At 65.2% G+C, this 21440-nt stretch carries 17 protein-coding genes; 8 read left to right on the forward strand and 9 right to left on the reverse strand.

The features are described from left to right. Positions 1-105: 105 nt before the first annotated feature. Together Q0996_RS15270 and Q0996_RS15275 are read right to left on the reverse strand one after the other, a co-directional pair. Positions 106-417, reverse strand: a complete 312-nt coding sequence (locus Q0996_RS15270) for a cupin domain-containing protein (RefSeq protein WP_299621435.1) — start codon at positions 415-417, stop codon at positions 106-108. A 90-nt stretch (positions 418-507) separates the two neighbouring features. Then, positions 508-2502, reverse strand: a complete 1995-nt coding sequence (locus Q0996_RS15275; protein WP_299621437.1) for a PhoX family phosphatase — start codon at positions 2500-2502, stop codon at positions 508-510. Between the two features lie 406 nt (positions 2503-2908). On the opposite strand from Q0996_RS15275, the gene Q0996_RS15280 reads away from it, so the two are divergent. After that, the gene (locus Q0996_RS15280) at positions 2909-5566 is read left to right on the forward strand and encodes a PAS-domain containing protein (protein ID WP_299621439.1); all 2658 of its coding nucleotides are present in this window, start codon (positions 2909-2911) and stop codon (positions 5564-5566) included. Positions 5567-5759: 193 nt separating this feature from the next. Here Q0996_RS15280 and Q0996_RS15285 read toward each other — a convergent pair whose 3' ends face one another. Continuing rightward, complete coding sequence (locus Q0996_RS15285; protein ID WP_299621441.1) at positions 5760-6662, reverse strand: Fpg/Nei family DNA glycosylase; 903 nt, start codon at positions 6660-6662, stop codon at positions 5760-5762. 151 nt (positions 6663-6813) lie between these two features. Between Q0996_RS15285 and Q0996_RS15290 the strand changes: the two genes are divergently transcribed. The 6 genes from Q0996_RS15290 (at position 6814) to Q0996_RS15315 (ending at position 14694) form a co-directional block, all read left to right on the forward strand. Next, positions 6814-7755, forward strand: a complete 942-nt coding sequence (locus tag Q0996_RS15290; RefSeq protein ID WP_299621443.1) for a branched-chain amino acid ABC transporter permease — start codon at positions 6814-6816, stop codon at positions 7753-7755. Then, positions 7752-8255 (forward strand): hypothetical protein, encoded by a 504-nt coding sequence (locus tag Q0996_RS15295; protein ID WP_299621446.1) that lies wholly within the window; start codon positions 7752-7754, stop codon positions 8253-8255. The genes Q0996_RS15290 and Q0996_RS15295 overlap by 4 nt, the downstream gene beginning before the upstream one ends. A gap of 224 nt (positions 8256-8479) precedes the next feature. Further along, positions 8480-9388 (forward strand): sulfotransferase domain-containing protein, encoded by a 909-nt coding sequence (locus Q0996_RS15300; RefSeq protein WP_299621449.1) that lies wholly within the window; start codon positions 8480-8482, stop codon positions 9386-9388. Between the two features lie 80 nt (positions 9389-9468). After that, the gene (locus Q0996_RS15305) at positions 9469-10953 is read left to right on the forward strand and encodes an AMP nucleosidase (RefSeq protein ID WP_299621451.1); all 1485 of its coding nucleotides are present in this window, start codon (positions 9469-9471) and stop codon (positions 10951-10953) included. Between the two features lie 213 nt (positions 10954-11166). Next, complete coding sequence (locus Q0996_RS15310) at positions 11167-12864, forward strand: hypothetical protein (protein WP_299621454.1); 1698 nt, start codon at positions 11167-11169, stop codon at positions 12862-12864. Positions 12865-13113: 249 nt separating this feature from the next. Continuing rightward, a complete protein-coding gene (locus Q0996_RS15315) occupies positions 13114-14694 on the forward strand; it encodes a trimethylamine methyltransferase family protein (protein ID WP_299621457.1) in 1581 nt (526 codons plus the stop codon). Between the two features lie 198 nt (positions 14695-14892). Here Q0996_RS15315 and Q0996_RS15320 read toward each other — a convergent pair whose 3' ends face one another. The 4 genes from Q0996_RS15320 to Q0996_RS15335 all read right to left on the reverse strand — a co-directional run bounded on the left by Q0996_RS15320 (position 14893) and on the right by Q0996_RS15335 (position 18879). After that, positions 14893-15900 (reverse strand): 4-hydroxythreonine-4-phosphate dehydrogenase PdxA, encoded by a 1008-nt coding sequence (locus Q0996_RS15320; RefSeq protein WP_299621460.1) that lies wholly within the window; start codon positions 15898-15900, stop codon positions 14893-14895. An 8-nt stretch (positions 15901-15908) separates the two neighbouring features. Then, positions 15909-17192 carry a TRAP transporter large permease gene (locus tag Q0996_RS15325; protein WP_299621463.1) on the reverse strand — a complete coding sequence of 428 codons (1284 nt, stop codon included), beginning with the start codon at positions 17190-17192 and terminating at the stop codon, positions 15909-15911. Then, the gene (locus tag Q0996_RS15330) at positions 17189-17767 is read right to left on the reverse strand and encodes a TRAP transporter small permease (protein ID WP_299621466.1); all 579 of its coding nucleotides are present in this window, start codon (positions 17765-17767) and stop codon (positions 17189-17191) included. Before Q0996_RS15330 ends, Q0996_RS15325 begins: the two co-directional genes overlap by 4 nt. A gap of 92 nt (positions 17768-17859) precedes the next feature. After that, the gene (locus Q0996_RS15335; protein WP_299621490.1) at positions 17860-18879 is read right to left on the reverse strand and encodes a TRAP transporter substrate-binding protein; all 1020 of its coding nucleotides are present in this window, start codon (positions 18877-18879) and stop codon (positions 17860-17862) included. A 291-nt stretch (positions 18880-19170) separates the two neighbouring features. On the opposite strand from Q0996_RS15335, the gene Q0996_RS15340 reads away from it, so the two are divergent. Beyond that, positions 19171-19890 carry a GntR family transcriptional regulator gene (locus Q0996_RS15340; protein WP_299621493.1) on the forward strand — a complete coding sequence of 240 codons (720 nt, stop codon included), beginning with the start codon at positions 19171-19173 and terminating at the stop codon, positions 19888-19890. A 10-nt stretch (positions 19891-19900) separates the two neighbouring features. Here Q0996_RS15340 and Q0996_RS15345 read toward each other — a convergent pair whose 3' ends face one another. Both Q0996_RS15345 and Q0996_RS15350 read right to left on the reverse strand, forming a co-directional pair. Further along, on the reverse strand, positions 19901-20527 hold the full coding sequence (locus Q0996_RS15345; protein WP_299621496.1) for an N-acetyltransferase: 627 nt from the start codon (positions 20525-20527) through the stop codon (positions 19901-19903). A gap of 171 nt (positions 20528-20698) precedes the next feature. Then, positions 20699-21440 (reverse strand): cyclic nucleotide-binding domain-containing protein (locus Q0996_RS15350; protein ID WP_299621499.1); only part of this gene is annotated, 742 nt, incomplete at its 5' end.

The following is a 21440-nucleotide window of genomic DNA, read 5'->3' on the forward strand; positions in this document are numbered from 1 at the left end:
GAGCCTGGTGAATCTGCTCTAACTCTCAAAGTGTAGAGCGGATTCACATGTTTAGACGCAAACACCAAAGTGTTTCCGTCTAAACATGATCCGCTCTAGGCCTCGTTAACCATAGCCAAACAGCCAACGCGTCGGGCCCGGCGCCAGGTTGCGCACCGAATGCCGGGCCCCCCTGGGAATGAAGGCCTCGTCACCGGCCTCGACCACGAAACGCTCGGCTTCAACGATCAGTTCCAGGCGGCCCCGAACAACGGTCACCAACTCGTCGCTGTCATGGACAAAGTCGTTCCAGGCCTGGCCCGGCGGGTCATTGAATTCGTGGCAGGAGAAACCGCGGGCCCGCCAGTCCGCCGCTACGGCATCGCCGTCCAGCGGGGTGGCGAATCGGCCCGCGCGGATTTTTGGGGGCTTGGCCATGAGCCATCGTCGGCGCGCGTCATCCCGGTGGCAAGCGAAAGGGGCGGCCGATGGCCGCCCCTTCCTGCATCGGTCCGCGGAGACGGATCGTCAGGTGCCGATCTCGCCGCCGTCGTCCTTTCGGATGACCACCACGGAGGGCCGCGGCGGCATGCCTTCGGTGAAGTCCGGCCAGCGGGTGGCCGGGTCTTCGAAGGTCGAGTTGCGCTCGAAGCCCGGGTAGGCCTTGGTCCCGTCGGTCGCCGGGTGCTGCACCGCCAGGAACAGCGACTTGGTGTCCGGCGTGAACTTCGGCCCGCAGAGTTCCGCGCCGATGGGGGTGCGGAAGAACATCTTGCTGTAGCCGCGCATATCGCCCTCGGTCTCCAGGCCCCAGAGACCGTCGGCGGTGCCGGTCTTGGACCAGCCCGAGCCCTGGTCGGTGGAGATCCACAGACGGCCCTGGGCATCGACGGCACAGTTGTCCGGCGAGCCGAACCAGCCGTTTTCCGAGATCGCCGGGTGATACTTCGCGCCCACCTCCGGATCGTTGGGATTGCCGGCCACCACCAGCAGATCCCAGGTGTAGCGCAGCGCATCGTGATCGCCGTTGGGCGGCGTCAACTCGGCGATCTGGCCGAAGCTGTTGGGCCCGCGCGGGTTGGGCCCGTCGACCGCATCGGCCTTACGCTTGGAGTTGTTGGTGAGCATCACGTAGACCTTGTTGGTCGTCGCGCTGGGCTCGACGTCCTCCGGGCGGTCCATCGGGGTGGCGCCCAGCATGTCAGCAGCGATGCGTGCTTCGATCACCACGTCGCCCTGGCTGTGGAAACCGTTCTCCGCGGTCAGCGGGCCCTGGCCGTGGATCAGCGGCAGCCAATCAAGCGTGCCGTCCTCGTTGAACCGGGCAACGAAGAGGGTGCCGCTGTCGAGGATGTCCATGTTGGCTTCGCGGTTGCTCGGATCGTAGCGCCGCTCCGACACGAACTTGTAGAGGTAGTCGAAGCGCTGGTCGTCACCCATGTAGACGACCACGCGGCCGTCGCTGTTGATGATCGACTCGGCACCCTCGTGCTTGAAGCGGCCGAGGGCGGTGCGCTTCTTCGGCGTCGAGGTGGGATCGAGGATGTCGACCTCGACCACCCAGCCGAAGCGGTTGGCCTCGTTAGGCTCGGCGTTGATGTCGAAACGCTTGTGGAACTTGGACCAGGCGTACCAGCCGCCGGGCACGCCGTAGCGCTTGTAGTTGCGCTCCTCGGGGTGGCCGTCGACGGAACCGCCGAAGTAGCCGTGGAAGTTCTCCTCGGCCATCAGATAGGTGCCCCAGGGCGTGATGCCGCCGGCGCAGTTGTTGATGGTGCCGATGCAGCGGGTGCCGCTCTGGTCGACCGAGGTCTTCAGGCGCTCGCTGCCGGCCGCCGGGCCGGTCAGTTCCATATAGGTGCTGTTGGCGGTGATGCGGCGGTTGTACTGGCCGTCGGTCACGACCGACCACTTGCCGCCCTCGCGCTTCACTTCGATCACCGAGCCACCATGGGCGGCCATTTCGATGTTGACCAGTTCTTCGGTCATATCGGGGAAGCCCTTGCGGTCCTGGCGGCCGATGCCCGGGAACATGACCTCTTCGCTGGTGTACTCGTGGTTCACACAGAGCAGACCGTGGTCGGGATTGTCGGAGCCGTAAGGCAGCCCGACGTAGCCGAGGTAATCGTTGTTGTAGCCGAACTGCTGGGCCTGGGCGGCGGCGCTCTGGTTCATCGGATCGAAGTCCGGCGCGCCCGGCAGCACCGGGTCGCCCCAGCGGATCAGGATCTCGGCGGAGTGGCCCGGCGCGACGTGATGGGTCTCGTCGACGCCATGCTCGATCTCGGTCCAGACATAGCGGCCGTCCGCGGCTTCCGCGGTACGGGCCCCGCCCAGCGCCCCGAGGGTTCCGGTCAGGGCCGTCGTGGCCGCGAGCCCCAAGGCGCCGCGCATCACATCACGGCGTCCATAGCGCCGCTCAGCGATTTCGCCGAAGGTATTGGCCGGGTTGGGGTTGACGGGGACGTCCTCAGAGGCTTCGAAGGCTGCGCCCTTCGAAGCGAAATCGTCGTGTCTCTGCATTCTAGGTGCCTCTCCTAATGCGGGTGAAAACACCGCTTTCGCGGCTTGATTCTTGGCTGGACGGTCGCGCGACGGTACAGCAGCTTGATGCTGGACCTGTGACAGTTTTATTACAAGTCGATGACGATCGGAATGAGTTCCTAGGTATTCTCGCCTATCGCTTGACGTCTAATCAAAGCCGTTTGATATCAGGGAATTGGACATGGCGCGCAACCTGGGCAGGCAGTCCTGCATAGATATGCAATGTGAACAATCGAAACCATTTTTGCGCCGCGCGCACATGCGATTGAAACATTCCGACCCCAGTTTTAAGGCAGCGAAAGCCAGCCCGACGGCGGCAACTTCAGACTTGCACCGGCCGCGCGGGGCGGGCCACTCTAACGACTGGTTCAGACAGATAGCCGTGATGTCCAACCCCTTGCGCCCGACGGATCGCTTCGCGCGAAGCTTCGATGCTGCCCTGGAGAGCCTTCAGGGCCCCGTTGCCGTGGCCTCTGCCGCCAATAACGCGGCGGACTCAACCCTGCTCAGCGCCAACACCGCCTTTGCCCGCGCCAGCGGCTGGAGCAAGAAAGACCTGAGAGGCCGCCCCCTGGCGGACTGTGACCGGGCGCTGATCGATGTGCGCCCGCTGTTCGACCGCAACGGAAAGCGCCGCCACTGGCTGGTGCTTCACCGCAGAGAGGCTGAGGGAAAGGCCCGCGGGTCCCACAAACAAAACCCAACCTCAGCGGCGTCCGGCGAAGAGGACCCGGGGTTCAGGGCCCTGGTGGAGGGAATTCCCAACGGGGTTCTGGTGCACCGGGACTTCCGCCCGCTCTATGCCAATCGGGCCTGTGCCCGCCGCGTCGGCTTCGAAGACTCCGCGGAAATGATGCGGGAGCCCACGCTCCTGACCTTCCTGCCGGTGGAGCTGCACAACCGCGCCCTGCGCCGCCACCGCCGGATCCTGGCAGACGGCGATCCCGGCCCGGCCCAGGTGCTGCGCTGCCTGACCCGCAGCGGCGAGCCCTTCTGGGTGAAGGCGACGGAAAAGCGCATCCTCTGGCAGGGCGAGCCCGCCGTGCTGGTGTCGCTGAGCGACGTCACTGAGCAGGTGCAGATGCGCCGCACCGAACTGATGCTGCGCGAGGCGGTGGACAACCTCTCGGACAGCTTCATCCTCTACGACCCCGACCTGAAGGTCGTGCTCACCAACCGGCGCTTCCACGAGATCTTTCCCTTTCTGCCGGCCCAGCACGAGGTGATCGGCCGGCCGATGCAGGAGCTGGTGGCGGCCAGCGTCGCCAACAACGTGGTGACCGACCCCCGCGTCTGGCGGGACCGCGAACAATTCATCGCCGACTTCATCGCCGACCGGCTGCGCAACGAGGTCAGTGTCACCGAAGACACCTGGCCGGACGGCCGCTGGGACCTGGTGAAGGAACAGCACACCCGCTCCGGCGGGTTCGTCAGCGTGCGCACCGACATCACCGAGCGTAAGCGCGCCGAGTTCAATCTCCGCGACCAGGAAAGCCGCCTGGAACAGGCGCTGGCCGAACGCTCGGCCCAGCTCAAGGGCATTCTCGCCAACATCGCCCAGGGCGTGACCGTGACCGCACCGGACATGCGGGTGCTGCTGGTCAACCAGGGCTTCCTGGACATCTTCGGGGTGCCCGAGGAACTCGGGCGCCCGGGCGTCCACGTCTCGGACCTCATTCGCCAGAGCGTCCGCAACGGGCACTTTCCTGACGCAGAGATCGAGGCCGCAGGGGGCGAAGAGGCCTTCGTCGAGCACCGCCTGACCGCCTTCGGACGGGTCACGCGCAGCGTCGATCAGCGCACCCTGGCCGACGGGCGGGTGATCGAAGTCCGCCAGCAGCGCCTGCCGGACGGCTGCATCGTCTCCACCTACAACAACATCACCGACCGGGTGCGCACCGAGCGCGAATTGCAGCGCCAGCGCGAGCGAACCTATCAGAACGAGAAGCTGACGGCCCTCGGCGGCCTGCTCGCCGGCGTTTCCCACGAACTGAACAATCCGCTCTCCGTGGTCATCGGCCAGGCGGCCCTCCTGGAGAGCATGGCCACCGACAGCGACATGGCCGAACGCGCGGTAAAGGTGCGCAACGCCGCCGACCGCTGCGCCAAGATCGTCAAAACCTTCCTCTCCATGGCGCGCCAGCGCCCGGCCGCCCGCAGTGCCATTCAGATCAACCGCCTGATCGAAGACGTGCTTGATCTGGTGACCTACCAGCTCAGCACCACCGACGTCACGGTGACCTGCGAGCTGGCCCCGGACCTGCCCATGGTGGCCGGCGACTCCGACCAGCTCAGCCACATTCTGGTGAACCTCTTCATCAACGCCCAGCAGGCGATGGTGAGCACGCCCCTGCCCCGGCAGCTGACCATCAGCACCGACGCGCTGCAGGACAGCGGGCAGATCCGCGTGCGGGTGCGCGACAACGGGCCGGGCATTCCCGATGAAATCCGCTCGCGCATCTTCGATCCCTTCTTCACCACCAAGCCGGTGGGCCACGGCACCGGTATCGGGCTTTCGGTCTGCCACGGCATGGTGACCGCCCACGGCGGCAGCATCGCCGTCGAGAACGCGGCGGAGGGCGGCGCCGTCTTCACCGTGCTGCTGCCGGCCGGCGGTGCCGTGCAGCCGGAACTTGAGGAGGTGGAGGAGGCGCCGCGCCCAAGCGCGGAACGGCAGATCCTGGTGGTCGACGACGAACCGGACATCACCTCCTTCCTCGTCGAGATCCTGGAGGCCGCCGGGCACGCCGTGGACGTGGCCTCCAGCGGCCAGGCGGCGCTGACCAACCTGGCGGCCCGCGACTATGCCGCCATCATCTGCGATCTGCGCATGCCCCACCTGGACGGGCCGGGCCTCTACGGCGCGATCAGCGAGACCAAGCCGCATCTGCTGGACCGCTTCGTCTTCATCACCGGCGATCTGCTGAACGAACGCACCGACCGCTTCCTCAAGAAGACCGGCCGGCCCTGTATCGAAAAGCCCTTCATGCCCGCCCAGATCCGCGAACTGGTGGAAGAGATCGCCGAGCGCAACACGGGCTAATGGGCAGCTGGAAGCGTTCTTGGCGGCATCGCCTCGCCCTTCGAGACGCGGCTTCGCGGCTCCTCAGGGTGAGGCGCGATAATGCACTGATTGACCTCATACTGAGGAGGCCGCGAAGCGGCCGTCTCGAAGTACGAGGTCAATCACGCGACGAGCCCTTTCAATAGCCTGTCGCGTCGCCCCCCCGCCCGCCTCACCCCTTGCCGCGCAGTTGCTCCAGTTCCTCGATGGAGCGCGGCCAGTCCTTCTTCAGAAGCGCCGAGAGCGAGCGGTCGGCCAGCAGCTTGCCGCCGGTCTGGCAGCGCGGGCAGTAGTTGGTCTCGTTACTGGCGTGGCGGATGCGCTGCACCTTGGTGCCGCAGACCGGACAGGCTTTGCCGTAGCGGCCGTGCACCGCCATGTCCTTGCGAAAGGCGGTGACCTTTTCGGGAAAGCCCTCACCGGCCTCGTCGCGCAGCCGCTGGGTCCAGTCCAGCAAGGACTCGCGGGTCGCTTCGAAGAGGCCTGCGATCTCGGTTTCGGTCAGCTTCGCGGTCATGACCACCGGCGAGAGGCCGGCGCGGTGCAAGATCTCGTCGGAATAGGCATTGCCGATGCCGCTGAAGATGTGGGGGTCGGTGAGCGCCCGTTTCACCGTGTGGCTCCTGGCGGTGAGTGCCGCTGAGAAGGCTTCGAGGTCAGCTTCCAGCACTTCCAGGCCGCCGGGATCGTAATCGGACAGCGCCGCCTCCCCCTCCAGCAAATGGAGCGAAGCCCGCTTCTTGGAGCCGGCCTCGGTGAGGGTCAGGCTACCTTCTGCGAAGTCGAAGGCCGCGAGCCCGTACTTGGGCTTCAGGGCGGCGCCCGGCGGCTGCCAGTGCAGGCGCCCGGCGATCATCAGATGCAGCACCAGCCAGAGATCGTCCTCCAGACCGAAGACGATACGCTTGCCCAGGCGGCGCAGGGCCACCACCGCACGGCCTTCGGCGGCCTTGATCGGCGGCACCGCGGTGCGCAGCAGAAAGGGGCTGGCGAGGCGGACCTTCTCCAGGCGCCGGCCGAGAACCCGCGCCTCCAGCGCCTCGATATAGACCGTGATGTCGGGCAGCTCCGGCATGAGCCGGAGCTTGGCACGGCGCGCAGCGAATCGCCATGGCAACTGCGGCAGCGGGGCCGGCGCCCTGGCCGCTGCACGAGGCCCCCGCGACCCGCGCAATGGTGATAGACTCGGTGCAGTCCGCCCTCTTCGATCCAGCAGTCAGGCAGCGATGCTGAGCGAAGCCACTCTGGCCTACGGCGCCCAACAGATGGCCAACGGCGCCATCCTGGGCTCCTTCTACGCCCTGCTGGCGGTCGCCTTTACGCTGATCTACGGCCTCACCAACCGCATCGTGCTGGCCTTCGGCGACTTTGCAATGTTCGCGGCCTACAGCGCGGTTCTGGCGGCGGTCTTCCTGATGGTCGCCACGCGCGCCAACCTGGTGGTTCTGCTGCTGCCGATCCTGATCCTCACCCTGCTGGTGAGCCTCGCCCTCGGCCGCGCCAGTCAGGAGGCCGTCTTCTCGCCACTGCTCGACCGGCCCTCCCAGGCCATCCTCATTGCCAGCATCGGTCTTTCCATCGTGCTGCGCGAAGCCGTGCGCATGGCCAGCGGCGGGCGCGAGCAGTGGCTGCCGCCGGTGCTGAACCAGCCGCTGCTGCGCTGGGAGGGTTCGGGCTATCTGTTCCAGGTGACGCGCATGCAGGGCCTGGTCTGCGCCCTCTCCCTCAGCCTGGCGGTGCTGCTGATCGTCTTCATGCACTACAGCCGCTTCGGGCGCGCCTGGCGGGCCTGCGCCGAGAACCCTACGCTCGCCGCGCTTTGCGGCATCGACATCCGCGCGACCACGGCCAGGACTTTCCTGCTCGCCGCCGCCGCGGCCGCCGTCACCGGCGCGAGCCTCGCGCTTTACTACGGCGGCGTCAGCTTCTACATGGGCACGGTGCTGGGCCTGAAGGCGCTCTTCGCCGCGATCATCGGCGGCATCGGCTCTCTGGGCGGTGCGCTTCTGGGCGGCTTTCTGCTTGCCGCCCTGGAGACCGCGTGGTCCGCCAGCTTCGCCCTGGAATACCGCGACGTCGCCGTCTTCGCGGCCTTCATCCTGCTGCTGATCTTTCGCCCCGGCGGCCTTATCGGCACGCCCTACGACCGGGACCGGCGGATCCCATGACGGACCGAAGGCGCATCGCCGGCACGGCCGGAAAGCTGCTGACGCCGGTCCTCGTGTCGCTGGGCCTCGGACTGGCCGCCTGCGACGACCAGGGGAAGACGGCCGCCGACGCGCCCTACCTGGAAATCACCGGCGGCGGCTTCGTCTTCAACTACCGGGTGGCCGACGCCTACTACGGCTTCGTCGCCAGGCCGTTGCGCAGCCTGCCGGAGGGCGCGTCGCTGGAAGCCCGCTTCGAAGACCCGGCCGGCGGCCCCCGCTATCTCGAACGGCAGCCCGCCGCCGAGAACGCCCTGCGCTACAGCTTCCGCAGCCCGCCGCTGCAGGGCATCGAGGCGGACCGGCCCTACGCGGTCGAACTGCGCCTCATCGCTGCAGACCGGAAGACGGTGCTGCAGAGCCTCACCAGGACCTACACCTCCCAGCTCGACCAGGAGGTCAACCCCGAGAAGCCGCTCACCGTCGGCCCGGGCTACCACAAGAACTCCGATCCGGATTGAACCGGCTCTCTTCATGCGCCCCCGCCACCCCGTGCGAGGGAAGTCCGGAAGTGCTAAACTACCGGACACGCCCATGACCGAAGCCATCCTCGCCATCCAGGGAGAGCGCGTCGGGGCCTAAGGGCGGGGTGCCTTGCCCGCCACATCAACAGTCCAGCTCTCCTCGACGGCTTCGGCGCGCCCATCACCGCAGAGGTGAACGCCGGTTCAGGGGGAGATGCACCATGACAGAGTCTACGACAGCCGTGCCCAAGAAAACGCGGGAACTGCACAACCACCATTTCGATTCGACGGTTTGGAACGACTTCGCATTTAGGGACGACGACATCGTCATCGCGACCTACGCCAAGGCCGGAACGACCTGGCTGCAGCAGATCGTCGGCCAGCTCATCTTCGACGGGCGCGGCGACATTCCTGTCGCCGAGATGTCGCCCTGGTTGGACCTGCGCGTCCCACCGAAAGAGGTGACACTGGCGGAAGTCGAGAAACAGACCCACCGCCGCTTCCTGAAAACCCACCTGCCCGTCGACGCGCTGGTGTTCTCGCCGCAGGCCAAGTACATCTACATCGGCCGGGACGGCCGCGACATCGTCTGGAGCCTCTACAACCACCACGCCAACGCCAACGATCTCTGGTACGGAGCGCTGAACGACACGCCCGGGCGCGTCGGCCCAGCCATTGAGCCGCCGCCGGCCTCCATCCGGCAATACTTCAACGACTGGCTCGAGAAGGACGGCTTTCCCTTCTGGTCGTTCTGGGAAAATGTCCGTAGCTGGTGGGCGACCCGCGACCTGCCCAACGTCCTTCTGGTCCACTTCGCCGATCTGAAGGCGGACATGCCCGGCGAAATCCGGCGCATCGCCGGCTTCCTCGATATCGCCATCGACGAAGCCAAATGGGACGACATTCTGACCCATTGCAGCTTCGACTTCATGAAGGCCCATGCTGCGACCTGCGTGCCCATGGGCGGCGCGCTCTGGCAGGGCGGCGCCGAGACCTTCCTGCACAGCGGCGCGAACGGCCGCTGGTCGGACACTCTGAGTGCCGAGGAATCGGCTACCTACGAGCAAAAGGCCGCCACCGAACTCGGCGCCGACTGCGCCATCTGGCTGGCGGGCGGCAAGCGGGGCTAGGACAAAACCCTGCATCAAACTGATTTAAAAAGCCCGGCCCATGGACGTGGTGAGAAATGCGGGCTAGGGTCTGGCGCATCATGACAGAGCTGCACAGCATCGAGACGCCGGAGCCCGCGGCCCCGCAAACCTTCAGCGAACCCGAAGCGGCGGTCGAGCGCCTGGCCATGCTCTACGACGAGGCCACCAGCTTCCTCTGCACCCGCTTCGAGGGGCTGTTGAACGGCCGCAATATGCCGCGGCGCATGCGCGCCTTCTATCCGCAGGTCGCCATCACCACCTCCAGCTTCGCGCATATCGACTCGCGCCTCTCCTACGGCCACGTGCCGACGCCGGGGCACTACGCGGCGACGATCACCCGGCCGGACCTCTTCCGCGACTACCTCACCCAGCAGCTCGGCCTCCTTTTGAAGAACCACGGGGTGCCGCTGATCGTCGGACCGTCGCAGACGCCGATCCCGATCCACTTCGCCTTTCCCGACGGCATGCATGTGGAAGGCGCACTGATGGAGCGCCTGGACCGGCCGTTCCGCGACCTTTTCGACGTGCCGGACCTGACCATCACCGACGATGCCATCGTCAACGGCACCTTCGAGCCGGCGTCGGGCAAGCCGCTGCCGCTGGCGCCCTTCACCGCGCCCCGGGTCGACTATTCGCTGCACCGGCTGGCGCACTACACCGCGACGGGACCGGAGCACTTCCAGAACTTCGTGATCTTCACCAACTACCAGTTCTACATGGACGCCTTCTGCCAGATGGCGCAGGAGCGCATCGCCAAGGCGGACTGCGACTACGAAGCCTTCGTCGAGCCGGGCAACCTGGTAACACCGCGCGGCAGCAGCAAACCGGTTTCCGGCAAGGCCGTCGGCCGGCTGCCGCAGATGCCCGCTTATCACCTGAAGGCCCCGGACCACAGCGGCATCACCATGGTGAACATCGGCGTCGGCCCCTCCAACGCCAAGACCATCACCGACCACATCGCGGTGATCCGCCCCCATGCCTGGCTGATGCTCGGCCACTGCGCGGGGCTGAGGAACACCCAGGCCCTGGGCGACTACGTGCTGGCCCACGGCTACGTGCGCGAGGACCACGTGCTGGACGCCGACCTGCCGAGCTGGGTGCCGATCCCGCCGCTGGCCGAGGTGCAGGTGGCCCTGGAGGACGCCGTCGAGGAGATCACCGGGCTGGCGGGCTATGAGCTGAAGTCCATCATGCGCACCGGCACCGTCGCCACCATCGACAACCGCAACTGGGAACTGCGCGACCACCGCGAGCCGGTGCAGCGCTTCTCACAGTCCCGCGCCATCGCCCTCGACATGGAAAGCGCCACCATCGCCGCCAACGGCTTCCGCTTCCGGGTGCCCTACGGCACCCTGCTCTGCGTCTCCGACAAGCCGCTGCACGGCGAACTGAAACTGCCGGGCATGGCCACCGCCTTCTACAAGCGCCAGATCGACCAGCACCTGCAGATCGGCCTGCGCGCCATGGAGAAACTCCGCGCCATGGCCCCGGAACGCCTGCACTCCCGCAAACTGCGCAGCTTTACGGAAACGGCGTTCCAGTAGACCACGATGGTATCGCTTGGGTCATCGGACCAGATGCTGTTCAAACAAACTACGGCATCTCTCAAGCTGTGAGATCTACTGTGTCCTGAGCTAGACAACCGCATTCTTAAAATGCCAATCTTAACTCAGCACGGGAAGGACGGTGACAGAAAACTAGGTGCCGCGCGTAAGGTCTGCTGCCAACGATTCCTAGAATGGGGCTGACAAAGGAAAATGGAATCTAACGATGGTGCGGGACCTACCGCAGACAAGTCGTGGCTGATTGATTTAGCTCTCGTCCCTTCCAAACCACCAGCATCGGGATATATTTTCAGCTTTTCAGAGTATCTCGCTACGTTGGCTTTGTTGCTGGTAGTAGTGATGATTTCCGACTTCCGATACCGCTATCGTCTGGCAACTCACGCACTTCGACTCCAAGTACTTGCATTCTGGATAGCTGTCGTAGTCGGCCTGCTTCTACTGGCAATCGATGTCTGGTTTGAGAATTCTTTGCCAATACCAGATGCACTCAATAATGCGAACAACCTAAAAGTATTGCTTGGGTTGGTATTTCTGATATCGGTATTCTACGTTGTGTTTGTCGCGTTTGTACGGCCCCCTCGGTTTGGCCGGCTAAATGCCGAGCGTTTCTTGTTAGTCACTTGGCATACAATTCATCAAGGAAACCCTGAAAAACTGCAGATTGTTGCGGAGGAGCTTGATCGATCAATTGACCATATCTTGGCGCTCGCAACACCGAACTCAGGTTCGCGTGTTAAATCCAGAAAGCGAAGATCATTCTCCATAGAATCAACCTCATCCGAATTGCTTCTTCTGCTAGCGGATCGAAGGTTCTGCCAAGTCGTTGTCGATAAGGTTCCTGGTTTTGCTGCACGGTTCTTTCTTGCTGTCCAGAAGCGACCGAATTGTCAGCTCCCAGTTTCCCAGTTCGCCAGAAACATTGGTACGGAGTTCATCAGAAACACGGAGTCATCATTCTATCAGGAAGAAAGTGGCCATGAATCTGGATTGTTCGGTTACGTCAAGCCTCTGACTAAAATCATTTTCGGATCTCATCAGTTCATAGAGCAGTGTAACTCCATGGGCGCTTCTCCGCTTAGTTTCGACTTTGGAAGAACGTCAGAGTTCAACAAGATGCAGATGAGGGGTTTTTCGAGGGCGGCGCTAGCGTTTTTTGATAGTTACATTAGAGCTTCCGAGGGACGAACAGAATCTTATGCACTGAATAATATACTCTCTTCTTTTAAGCATTCAGTATCGGGTACTTATCGATTAAACGGCAAATCAGGAGATGAATGGGATACGCCCGAGCACCACAGGCTGGATGTTACAATTAACTTCATTCAGAGTGCAGTCCAACTAGTTGACAAGCATACAAGCTACGACTTTGGAATTAGAAAACGGGAAGGTACACCATCGAACATACTCGACGACTTTTCCGATCTCATATTCAGGGTAATAATTGATGCCTCCGCCGTATCAGAGCCAGAATGGAATTGTTGGAGCATTCAACATAACTCTGTCTGGGCGCCTTTATTTGACTTCGATGATAGCAAGACTATGAAAGTTATAAGAATTAAGGTGCGACGTTTGATATACGAAGAGATTCGAAGAATGGATAGAGCTCCGAACTTTAAGGGAGCAAGAATACTGGGATTCTGCTTGAACGTACTTGGATTGACACCGATAGATCGGCATAGAGGCTATGGGAAGGAATTTTTTCCGACTCAGATAATTGTCCTTGATTGGACTAAGAAAAACTATAGGAGGCTGCTGCGAGATCACCCGAAAGTCGCTGAATCCTGTCTTCATGGTTGGGTTTCGTATGACAAAGAAATGCATAGGATCGTCAAAACCTTCTCCAACGAAACTGGACGAGAACCAAAGCGCGAGTTCCTTGAGCTCGATTGACGGGAGAGCCACCCAGGCGGCACTGCGCGCCATGGCCCCGGAACGTCTCCACTCCCGCAAGCTGCGCTCCTTCACGGAGACCGCGTTCCAGTAGGCCCCCCAAGAAACAGGTCTCGGCAAACAGGTCTCGGGGCGACATCCGGTGGCGCGGACAGGTCTTCCGTTCCGGTGAAAATTTGCGCTAGAATTTCACCAACGCCGGCGAACAGGCGGCTGACAGGGACCCAGAGCAGCCCGGAGGAGAGGGCCATGACCGCACCTGCAAGCGAGAGGCCCCGCGCGGCCCGGGCCGGCCGGCGCGCCGGCGGCCGCGAAGCCCGCAAGGCCCTGCGCGCCGCGCCCTTGGCCGAAGACGTGCGGCCCGTCCGCGGCGGGCTGGAGGGCGGCCGCTTCCGCCCGCTGGATGACGCGGGCATGCAGCGCATCCACGAAAGCGCGCTCCAGGTGCTGGCGGAAATCGGTCTGGCCGACGCCCCGCCGTCGGGCATCGAGGTCATGACCACGGCGGGTGCCGAACTGGGCGACGACGGTCGGCTGCGCTTCTCGCCGTCGCTGGTGGAGGACAGCCTCGCGCTGGCCAACCGCAGCGTCACCCTCTGCGCTCAAGACCCGACGTTCGACATCCAGCCCGGCGGCAAGCGGGTCTACTACGGCACCGCGGGCGCCGCCGTGCACCTAGTGGACGTGGAACAGCGCCTCTACCGCGAATCGACCCTGCAGGACATCTACGACGCCGCGCGCATCGCCCAGACCCTGGACAACATCCATTTCTTCCAGCGCCCCATGGTGGCCCGCGACCTGACCGATCCCACGGACCTGGACCTCAACACCGTCTATGCCTGCGTGCAGGGCACCACCAAGCATATCGGCACCTCCTTCACCTCGGTGGCGCGGGCGCAGCAAGCCATCGAGATGCTGCACCTCTTCGCCGGCGGCGAGGCGGCCTGGCGCGCCCGGCCCTTCGTCTCCAACACCAACTGCTTCGTGGTGCCGCCGCTGAAGTTCGCCACCGAGTCCTGCGAGATCATGGAGGCCTGCATCCGCGGCGGCATGCCGGTGCTGCTGCTCTCCGCCGGGCAGGCCGGGGCGACGGCGCCCGCCGCCATCGCCGGGGCGGTGACGCAAGCGGTCGCCGAATGCCTGGCGGGGCTCGTCTACGTGAACGCCATTCAGCCCGGCCATCCGGCGATCTTTGGCACCTGGCCCTTCGTCTCGGACCTGCGCACCGGGGCCATGTCCGGCGGCTCCGGCGAGCAGGCGCTGCTCACTGCCGCCTGCGCCCAGATGGCCCAGTTCTACGACCTGCCCGGGGGCTCGGCGGCCGGCATGGCCGACGCCAAGCTGCCCGACGCCCAGTCCGGCTATGAGAAGGGCATCACCGACGTCATGGCGGGCCTCGCGGGCCTCAACATGGTCTACGAGTCCGTCGGCATGCACGGTTCGCTGCTGGGCTTCTGCTTCGAGAGCCTGATCATCGACAACGACATGATCGGCCAGTGCCTGCGCTGCGTGCGCGGCATCGAGGTGACCGAGGACTCGGTCTCCATCGAGGCCATGCGCCAGGTCTGCCTGGAGGGGCCGGGCCACTACCTCGGCCACAGCCAGACCCTGGGCCTGATGCAGAGCGAGTACGTCTACCCCAAGCTGGGTGACCGCTCCTCCCCCAAGGAGTGGGACGAGAACGGCCGGCCCGACCTTCTGGTCCGCGCCACGGCGGAGAAGGAACGCATCCTGGGCGAAGTCTTCCCGGACCACGTCCCCGAGGCGATCGACACCGCCGTGCGCGCCGCCTTCGACATCAAGCTGCCGAAGGAAAACATGAGCGCTTAGCGGACGACCTGCCGACTCAGGCAGGGAGTCCAAGCGGAAGAGCTTTTCTCCCCCCTCGGTGCAGAGCTACCGCGTTTGGGCAGGCCGGATTTCCTCGTGTTTCGAGACGGCCTTTCAGGCCTCCTCAACATGAGGAAATCCTACCATTGAAAACACTCCCTCATGCTGAGGAGCCGGCAGAGCCGGCGTCTCGAAGTATCACGCCGCGCGCTCGCGGCGGCTGGCGGCCATGCGCGCGCAGGTCAGAAAGGCGCGGCGGGAGGGTTCCACGTTGGCCTTGTTCTGGCCGACGATATCGAAGGCGGTACCGTGCGCCGGGGTGGTCATGGGGAACGGCAGGCCCCCCAGCACGGAGACCCCCATGTGGAAGCCCAGCAGCTTGATCGCGATCTGCCCCTGGTCGTGGTACATGCTGACGGCGCAGTCGTAGGCGCCGTCGCGCACCTTGATATAGAGCGTGTCGGAGGGGAAGGGCCCGTCGCAGGCGATCTGCAGCGCCCGGGCGCGCTCCACCGCCGGAGCGATGATCTCGATCTCCTCCCGCCCGATCTTGCCGCCGTCGCCGGCATGGGGATTGAGCGCCGCCACGGCGATGCGCGGGCGCGGGAATCCGGCTTCCTTCAGGGTGCGGTCGGCCAGCTTCACCGAGGCTACGATCTCCTCCTGCGACAGCCGCTCGGCCACCTCCTTCAAGGGCACGTGGGAGGTGACGCGGGCGTTCCACATGCCGTCGATCACGTTGAACTCGCTGACCCGGCCCTCGTGGCCGATGCGCAGGCGCGCCCATTGGGCCTCGTCCTCCGCGCCGAGGCCGGCGAGATGCATGGCCTCCTTGTTGAAGGGCATGAAGCAGAGGCCCTCGGTCGTGCCGGCCTTGCAGAGGTCGAGCGCCTTGCCGAAGGTGGCGAGCACCGCCTCCCCCGCCGTCTTTGAGGCCGCGCCCGGCGCCACCGCCTGCAGGTCCTCGTTGGGGACTTCGAGAAGGTTGACCTCCCCCGCCGACCAGTCGGCCTCCTCCACCGCCTTGATGGGGCGATGGGCGATCTCCTCCTCGGCCACGGCACAGCCGGCCTCGAAGACCTGGCGGTCGGAGAGAACCAGGATATCCGCGGCTTCCCGCACGTCCTCGCAGGCCAGCAGCTTGGCCATCAGTTCCGGGCCGATCCCGGTGGCGTCTCCCTGTACCAAGGCGATTACGGGCTTCATGGCGGTTCCTATCGGTAAAAGATTTCGACGAGGGTCATGGGGATGGCCGGCACGTAGGTGACCAGCAGCACCATGGTGAGCAGCACGGCGATGAAGGGCAGGTTTGTCTTGGTGGTGTCCCAGATATCGGTCTTGGCGATGGAGCAGGCGGTCACCAGCACGCTGGCCACCGGCGGCGTCTGCTGGCCGATGGCAAGGTTCAGGGTAAGGACGATGCCGAAATGCACCGGATCGATGCCCACCGCGTGGATCAGCGGCAGCACGATGGGCACCACCAGGATGATGGCCGCCGCGCCGTGCAGGAACATGCCCAGCACCAGCAGCAACACGTTCAACAGGATCAGCACCACGTACTTGTCGCTGGTCGCCTCGGTGATGGCGCGGGCCAGGGTCTGCGGCAGTTCGATCTCCGTGAGGTGCAGGCCGAGCACGGCGGAGGTGGCCACCAGCAGCATCACCACCGCGGTCTGGGTGACGCCTTCGATGAGGGCGTTGTAGAGCTCCCGCAGCTTCAGTTCGCGGTAAATCAGCCCGCCGATCACCAGCGCGGCGAGGACCGCAAGCCCCGCCCCCTCGGTGGCGGTGACGATGCCGCCGAAGATGCCGCCGAGGATGATCACCGGCAGCAGCAGCGCCCAGAAGGCCTGACGCGTCGCCGCCCAGAGCCTGCGCAGGGAAAAGGCTTCCTCCCGCGGCAGGTCGTAGCGCCGGGCGAACCAGTAGCAGAGGCAGAGCATGGCGAAGCCGCCCAGGAGCCCCGGGACGACCCCCGCCACGAAAAGCTGGACGATGGAAGTGTCGGCCATGGCGCCGTAGAGGATCATCGGGATGGAGGGCGGGATGATGATCGCCAGGGAAGCCGAGGAGGAGGTGACGGCGGCGGCGAAGACCGGCTTGTAACGGCGTTTTTTCATCGCCGGGATCAGCACCGAGCCGATGGCCGCCACGTCGGCCACGGCGGAGCCGGAGATCTCGGCGAAGAACAGCGAGACCCCGACGTTCACCATGGCAAGGCCGCCGCGGGCAAAGCCGATAAGGGCGGAGACGAAAGCGATCAGGCGGCTGGAGATGCCGCCGGTGTTCATCAGTGCGCCGGCCAGGATGAACAGCGGAATGGCGATCAGCGGGAAGGAGGTCGCCCCGTCGAAAAGGGTGAGCGCGGCGTTGTAGAGGCCCAGTTCGCCGTTCACCGCCACCGTGCCCACCAGCGCCACCGCGCAGATGGCCACGGCGATGGGCACGTTGATGAGGATCAGGGCCAGCAGCCCGATGAGGATCAGCAGCGCCGTCATGACCGCGGCGGCTCCCGCCGATCCCGCTCGGCCTCGATTTCCGCCTGGGTGCGCTCAGCCTTGGCGATCTCGGCCTCGATCTCCTCGGCTTCCACGTCCAGGCCGGCCACGATGCGCGCCCAGGCATCGGGGGTGGAGAGGATCTGCGCCAGAATGAAAAGGACGCAGCCGATGGGCACCACCGATTGGGTGAACTGCAGCGGCACCCAGTCGAGGGAGACCAGGGTCTCTCCGGCCATGATCTGCAGCACGAACCAGCCGGCCCAGGCCATGGAGACGAAGACGGTGTAGACGATCAGCTCGGCGAGGACGAACAGCAGCTTGCGCGGCAGCGGCGGCAGGCTCAGCACCAGGCCGGCGAAGCCCAGATGGCCGCGGCGCAGGGCGGCCAGCGCGGCACCGTAATAGGTGATCCAGGCCAGCAGCACCGAGGCGACCTCGTCGTACCAGGGCAGCGAGGCGTTAAGGCCGTAGCGAAAGGCGACGGCGGTGATCACCAGCAGGGCCAGCACCACCAGCAGCGCGATGGTGACGACCTCCAGAACCCGATGCAGCGCGCGGCCCGCCAGAGCCATCAGCCTTCTTCCCGGAATGAACGCGTGGAACAGGGACCCCGGCCCCACCGAACGGGGGGCCGGGGCGTTCTAAAGAACCGCGAGCGCTAAGTCTACTCGGCGAGCGCCAGGGCCGCGTCGATCAGGCCCTGCCCCGCGGGCACTTCCGCGGCGAACTCGGCGTAGATCGGCTTGGAGGCGGTGACGAAGGCGGCGCGGTCGGCCACGTTCATGGTCATGCCCGCCGAGACCAGCTTGTTCTGGAAGTCGGCATCGCCGGTGGCCCCGGTGAAGCGCGCCCAGACCGCGACGTCGCGCGCCGTCTGTTCCAGCACGCCGCGGATCGCCGGGTCCATCTTGTCATAGACCGCCTTGCCCATGGTGGGATAGGCCGGCGAATAGACGTGGCCGGTGACGGAGAGGAACTTCTGCACCTCAGACAGCTTGGCCGACCAGATGTTGGTATAGGGGTTCTCCTGGCCCTCGATGACGCCGGTCTGCAGGGCGACGAAAACCTCGGAGAAGGACATGGGTGTCGGGTTGGCGCCCCACTCCGTAAACATCTTCACCCGCCATTTGGACTTGGGCGTGCGGATCTTGGCGCCCTCCAGGTCGGCCGGCGTGTTGATGGGGCGCAGGTTGTTGGTGATGTGGCGGATACCGTTCTCCCACAGCGCCAGCACCTTGTAGCCCTTGGCCTCGGCCGTGGGCGCCACGTCGTTCCAGAAGACCTCGTTCTCGATGCGCGCCAGATGCGCCCGGTCCTTCACCAGGAAGGGCATGTCGAAGAGGCCGAACTCGTCGGCCACCGAGGACATGATCGACGACGGCAGGGCGATGTGCACGGAGCCGAGCTTCAGCTTCTGCATCAGCTCCTTGTCCTTGCCGAGCTGGGAGGAGTCGAAGAGCTTCACCGTCGCCTTGCCGGCCAAGCGCTTGTTGGCCAGGCGGGTGAACTCGGTTGCGGTCAACTGCTGCAGCGAGCCCGGCGTCGCGGAGATGCCGAAAATGATCTCTTCCGCGGCCGAGACCGGTGCGGCCTGCAGGCCGGCGGCCAGGGTCAGCGCCGCGGCACCCGCCACCAGGCGCTTCGGAGCCAAAGACTTCAGGGACACATGCTTGAGCGGCTTCATAGCCTTCCTCCCATCCTTCCGAATTCATCGGATTTGTTGATTCGTAAATGGTATACAAAATGATATGGCGCCCGCTGTCAACCAAATGGCTGGAATTCGATGCCTCGAAGAGCATTGGCATATTTTTAGAATATAATTCAATTATTTATAAGCTATCCTCCTGAGACGGATTGACCCTGGGGCCTCAGCGGTGCCATCCTCGACTAACTGGCATACCATTTTTCTGAGCGCGATGGACGCAGCGGCGGACAGGAACTAGAAGGAGCGCAGAGCAATTCACGGCCGGGACCCATGAGTGAACAGGACACAGCGCAGACACTCGATCCTTCAGCGGATGAGCGCGCGCCGGCGCCCGGCGAGCCTCTGACCAAGAGCGTCGCCAACCGCCTGCGCGACATGATCGCCCAGGACGCCCTGCCGGCGGGCCAGCGGGTGCGCGAGCGGGCCCTGGCCGAGCAGCTTCAGGTCTCCCGCACGCCCTTGCGCGAGGCCCTGAAGGTGCTGGCCACCGAGGGGCTGGTGGCGCTCTACCCCAACCGCGGCGCCGTAGTGGCCGATCCCGACCCCGGCGAGGTGCGCGACCTGCTGCAGCTTCTGGGGGTGCTGGAGGCCCTGGGGGGCGAGCTGGCCTGCGCCCGGGCCAGCGAGCGCGAACTGGGGGAGATCGCCGCCCTCCACTACGAGATGCTGGCGGCCTATGCCCGCAAGGACCGTCTCACCTACTTCAAGGTCAATCAGAAGATCCACAAGGCCATCGTCGCCGCCAGCGGCAACGAGAGCCTGATCGAGACCCACCAGCGCATCAACGCCCGGCTCTACCGCGTGCGCTACCGCTCCAACAGCCGCAACACCAAGTGGAACATCGCCATCGAGGAGCACGAGAACATCCTCGCCGCCCTCCAGGCCCGCGACGGCGCCGCCCTCTCGGACATCCTGCGCAATCACCTCGGCAGCACCTGGGCCAACGTCAGCGAGACCTTCGACGACGGTGGCACCGAGGCCAGCGGTTAGGAGAAGCCCTCTACGCTCCCACGGGCCGGGTCATCAGCAGGACTTCGGTGCTGTAGGGATAGCAGACGTGGGGGACGATGGGACGGCGGGCGGCGACCCGGTAGCCGTGGCGGCGGTAGAAACGCTGAGCCGCTTCGTTCTCGGCGAAGACCTGTAGGCTGAGTTCGGCGCAGCCGGCGTCGCGCGCCCGCGCCTCGGCGACCATCAAAAGGTCGCTGCCCAGGCCCTGGTTGCGGTAGGGCGTGTGGACCGCCAGGGCGTTGATGTAGAAACTGCCGGTCACCTCGGCCTCCAGTTCCACCAGCGGGCGCAGCAGCGGCGGCAGGGCCGACAGCGCGGCGAGATCCTCGGCGCTGGGCGGCGGCAGGCGGTAGGCCAGCAGCATCCCCGCCACCGCATCGTCGCAGAAAGCAAGGACGGCATTGCGGTAGGAGAAGTTGGCGTCCTCGCGCTGCGCCCGCGCCGTGCCGACGTCCAGCGGGTCCTCCCCCGCTTCGGCCTGCTGCGACCAGAGGAAACGGGGAATGCCCTCCCCGGCGATCTCGATGAGCTCGGCGACGGCCCGGGCCTCGCTTTTGCGCGCCGCGTGAAAGCGGGCATCGCAGATCGGAACGGATGACGGGGAATCGGCCTGCATGCGTACCTCTCGACCCTCTTGGTTCCTTTGGTTGGTGTTCGGCTTACGCCGCATCGGCTCCAGCCGTGAAACACCAAACCGACGAACGCGGCTATCGAGGACAGCTACGAAAGATTCGCCCGAAGCGATGCAAGATTTTTGGGGCAAAGACGCCCGGCGGTGTATCCGCCGTCAGGAACGCTTGGAGGGCCTGGGCAGCTTCACCACTTCGGCGCTCTGGGTCGGCGCGGCTTTCTCGTCTTCCTGGTCTTGCGGCGGCGCCGCTTCGCCCGCCTCCTGATCCGCGGCCTCCGCCTCGCGCGCTGCCTCTTCCTGCTCCGACGGCTCGGTGGGCGCTGCCTCCGCCGACAGCTCTTCCTGGGGGGCTTCTTCGGCGGCCAGGGCGGTCTGACCGGGCACCGCCTCCGGCGTCTCGCCCTCGTTCATGGCGCGGCGCGCGGCGGCCACGGCGGCGAGTTCGGAGCGCCACTGCGGCAGCATGTCGCTGATCTCATCGAAGGCCGCACGGGGCAGGAACAGCAGGTGGGAGTAGCTGATGGAGCGCACGTCGGCGGAGCGGCGGCGCTGGTCCAGCAGCGCCATCTCGCCGAAGAAGTCGCCGCGCCCGAGGCGGTGCTGGTCCTCGCCGATGCGGATCTCGACGGCGCCGGTGGCGATGAAATACATGCCGTCGCCGCGGTCGCCACGGCGGAAGACGTAGGCGTCGGCGGCCACCACGCGGGACTGCAGCTTCTTGGCGATGCGCGCGAGCTGCCCCGGCGCCATGGCGGCGAAGACCGGGAAAGCATGGAGCAGTTCCGGCGTCGTCGCCTCGATGTCGACCCGCGCGGTGCGCCGGCTGCTGGCGTGGACGCTGCCGGCCTCGGAGCGCAGTTGCGCGGCGCCGGCATCATCAGCGAGGACCTGGCCCGCG

The sequence above is a fragment of the Pelagibius sp. genome, assembly GCF_028289705.1.
GTDB lineage: Bacteria > Pseudomonadota > Alphaproteobacteria > Kiloniellales > Kiloniellaceae > Pelagibius.